This is a genomic window from Salinivibrio proteolyticus (assembly GCF_001996165.1).
Lineage (GTDB): Bacteria > Pseudomonadota > Gammaproteobacteria > Enterobacterales > Vibrionaceae > Salinivibrio > Salinivibrio proteolyticus.
The window spans coordinates 1-3,513 of record NZ_MUFP01000040.1; the positions used below are offsets into that span (position 1 = coordinate 1).

General features: G+C 47.1%; 3 protein-coding genes and 1 riboswitch. Of the genes, 2 read left to right on the forward strand and 1 reads right to left on the reverse strand.

The genetic code is table 11. The features are described 5' to 3' along the window. Nucleotides 1–143: 143 nt before the first annotated feature. Nucleotides 144–324: riboswitch (Lysine riboswitch) on the forward strand. 85 nt (nt 325–409) lie between these two features. Continuing rightward, entirely contained in the window at nt 410–1,993 is a 1,584-nt protein-coding gene (locus BZJ19_RS16805) for a Na+/H+ antiporter NhaC family protein (protein ID WP_077661728.1), read from the forward strand. Nucleotides 1,994–2,122: 129 nt separating this feature from the next. Then, nucleotides 2,123–2,704 carry a thymidine kinase gene (locus BZJ19_RS16810; protein ID WP_077482059.1) on the forward strand — a complete coding sequence of 194 codons (582 nt, stop codon included), beginning with the start codon at nt 2,123–2,125 and terminating at the stop codon, nt 2,702–2,704. Nucleotides 2,705–2,816: 112 nt separating this feature from the next. On the opposite strand, the gene cspD is transcribed toward BZJ19_RS16810, so the two are convergent. Further along, on the reverse strand, nt 2,817–3,038 hold the full coding sequence (cspD, locus tag BZJ19_RS16815) for a cold shock domain-containing protein CspD (RefSeq protein ID WP_069588926.1): 222 nt from the start codon (nt 3,036–3,038) through the stop codon (nt 2,817–2,819). Nucleotides 3,039–3,513: the final 475 nt, after the last annotated feature.

Consider the following 3,513-nt stretch of genomic DNA (forward strand, 5'->3'; position numbering starts at 1 on the left):
ATTTAAGGGTGTTTTTTTAAATATGCCTAAATTTTGGGTGATTGCGACTGATTTCATCGACACTTGATAGTGTGACGTTTTAAGTGGTGGCTTTTTGTGCGTGAACAGTTGCGATAGTGAACATCTTGTGTAGAATGCTCCACTCTTAACGTAGAGGTGCGTTGTTTATAAGTAATGTGCACGAGGGTGATGCCAGTGACCGCACATGAAAGGAGCCAACGCCGAAGCCAGTAAGGCCATCATGCCGACTGTGCTGGGGCTGTTACCGAATAGGGGCAGCACTGCCATAGTAATTAGGACACACTATGGAGCGCTACTGTAGGAGGCAAGTTGTTTGCTGTGTGTTACCACGCCTTACCAGTCTTCGTTTCTGCAGTAGATCTCCAACCAATTGGTTGATATTGAGATCATGAACTTAACAGACTTTTCTTCATCCGCTTTATCGTTACTTCCACCTTTGCTGGCTTTGGGCCTTGCCATTGCAACACGCCGCGTGCTGTTGTCGCTAGGCATGGGGATTGTACTCGGTACCTTGCTACTCGCTGACTTTTCCCTAGGGACATCGGCGCAATACCTTTTTGATGTGGTTGCCGGCTTATTTGTGGCTGACGGCAGCATTAATAGCTGGAATATGAGTATTCTTGCTTTCCTCGTATTGCTGGGAATGATCACTGCTTTATTGTCACTCTCTGGGGGAACACGAGCGTTTGCCAATTGGGCACAAAGCCGAATTAAAAGCAAACGTGGAGCAAAGCTGCTGGCGGCTTTCTTAGGCGTATTTATTTTCGTGGATGACTATTTTAATAGCTTAGCGGTGGGGGCTGTCTCGCGCCCTGTCACTGATCGCTTCCACGTGTCTCGAGCGAAGCTGGCGTATATTCTCGATTCGACCGCCGCACCCATGTGTGTTATCACCCCCGCTTCGAGCTGGGGCGCTTATATCATTACCGTCATCGGCTCGATTTTAGTCGCACATGGAGTGACTGATTACACGCCGCTCGGCGCCTTTGTCACTATGATCCCGATGAACTTCTATGCAATCTTTGCGCTTCTGTTGGTTTTTGCCGTGATTTGGTTTCAGCTTGATATTGGCCCCATGCGTCAATTTGAATACCAAGCAAAAAAAGGCAGTCGCTTAGGGGATGAAAACGACAATTGTGCCGATCTTTGTGACGATCTTGGGATTGAAGAAAGCGAGCACGGCACGGTTTCTGATTTGGTATTACCGATTGTGGTCCTCGTTGTGGCGACCATCAGTGCGATGCTCTACACCGGCGCACAAGCGTTAGCGGGTGACGATGTATCCTTCTCAGTACTCGGTGCGTTTGAGAACACGGATGTAGGCATGTCGCTTCTGATGGGGGGCGCGGCTGGACTTATCGTTGCTTTAGCCATGACGATCAAACAGGGGATTGGTGCGTCTGCGATCAGCAAAACCTTATGGGTCGGAGCGAAATCCATGTTTGGGGCCATTCTTATTCTGCTGTTTGCATGGTCCATTGGCCATATCATTGGCGATTTGCAAACGGGTAAATATCTGTCTTCATTGGTGCAGGGCAATATGCCGTCTGAGCTACTCCCTGTTGTGCTCTTCTCACTCGCGGCAGTGATGGCATTTGCGACCGGTACCTCATGGGGAACCTTTGGTATCATGCTACCGATCGCCGGCGATCTGGCTGCGGCAACGGAAATTTCCTTGATGTTACCTATGCTGTCGGCGGTGTTAGCCGGTGCGGTGTTTGGTGACCATTGTTCACCGATCTCAGATACCACTATCCTGTCATCCACAGGGGCACGCTGCGGGCATATTGATCATGTCTCGACACAGTTGCCTTACGCGATTGGTGGCGCTCTGGTGTCCGCGGTTGGCTTTTTGGTCCTTGGCTTTACCGCATCACTATGGTTGGCATTTGCTGCCACGACACTCGCCTTTATCGCGCTTTGTTTTGCGCTACTGTGGCTGAAAAAGCGCCCGTGCAAAGCCATGGCCTAATCTCGCTCGTGACTACCTCATAATAGGATTGAGCGCAAAGCCCCGCTGGTCGGGGCTTTCCTTTTCGATGAGATCCGGTAGCATGCTGGATTGATTTTAAGCCTGATGACCGAATAATCCGAGATAACAATGGCGCAGCTTTATTTTTATTACTCCGCAATGAATGCCGGTAAGTCGACAACACTTTTGCAATCAGCCTTTAATTATCAAGAGCGAGGCATGCAGCCCCTGTTATATACAGCGGCAATAGATGACCGATATGGTCAGGGAAAAATTAGCTCACGCATTGGTTTAGAGACAGAGGCGCACCTGTACCACAATGAAACCAATTTATTCGAACATGTTTCAGCCATTCAAGAACATGAAAAAGTAGACTGCCTGTTACTGGATGAAAGTCAGTTTCTCACCAAACAGCAAGTGCTTGAGTTAACTGATGTGGTCGATAAATTACGTATTCCTGTGTTGTGTTATGGATTGCGCACAGACTTTCGAGGAGAGCTATTTGAAGGCTCTCAATACTTACTCGCTTGGGCGGATAAGTTAGTAGAACTAAAAACGGTTTGTCATTGTGGTCGAAAAGCCAATCGAGTGATCCGCCAAGATGCAAAAGGCAATGCGATTGCTGACGGCGATCAAGTCGTGATCGGTGGCAACGAGCGTTATGTGTCGGTGTGTCGGTTGCACTATAAAGAAGCACTTGGCTTGCTATGAGCATGTCCTGCGATGGGCGAGTGTCTCGATAAGATAGAGCGCGCCGAGGACGAAAAAAAGCGAACGCATTGCGCTCGCTTTTTCCTTTGTAACCGTCGCGAATAACGCGTTGTTATTTCGCTGCTTCTTGTTCAACAGGGACGATTTGGCTCGCATGGTAGCCTTTCGGTCCTTCTTGAACCTCGTAGCTGACGGTCTGACCCGCTTTCAACGTCCTGTAACCATCCATTTGGATTGTTGAGTAATGCGCAAAAACGTCGCCTTCTCCTTCTTCAGGACAAATAAAGCCGAATCCCTTGGCATTGTTAAACCATTTTACTGTACCAGTTTCCATGCGAAACATCCCTCTTGCATCAAACTTTTGCATACCTTGCAATAAACTAAATGCCCACTCATGACCTCCGCGCTAGCACGCATCAGACAGCATTTGCTCAAGATGGTGAGCGTGCGATCAAAAAGTGGTTAGTTTATCTACCACAATTCCCACTGTAGTAGATACTTTTAGGCAGTCAAGTGTCGATAATAACTTATAACAACATTTTCATAGTAATCCGGAAAAGTGTGAGAGCCTGACAATAAATGCATAAAAAACAATAATGTCATTTTCATGAATCTATCGAGTCACCTCTCAGTATGGATGCTCCGTCTGTGACTATCTGTTATAGGTGGAATGTCGCTTAATTGTTATAAATTCATCTATTTACGTGTTGTATCTAGAGTTATTTATCTCACTATACAAGATGAGATAACCTAGTAGCGTGAATGAAATCGCAATCATCGGGTGTAATAAATTTTATTGTTTTATGAAT

Excerpts from the sequence above, each read along its gene's own strand:
- cspD (WP_069588926.1), bottom strand. The coding sequence starts at position 3,038 with ATGGAAACTGGTACAGTAAAATGGTTTAACAATGCCAAGGGATTCGGC.
- BZJ19_RS16805 (WP_077661728.1), top strand. The coding sequence starts at position 410 with ATGAACTTAACAGACTTTTCTTCATCCGCTTTATCGTTACTTCCACCT.
- BZJ19_RS16810 (WP_077482059.1), top strand. The coding sequence starts at position 2,123 with ATGGCGCAGCTTTATTTTTATTACTCCGCAATGAATGCCGGTAAGTCG.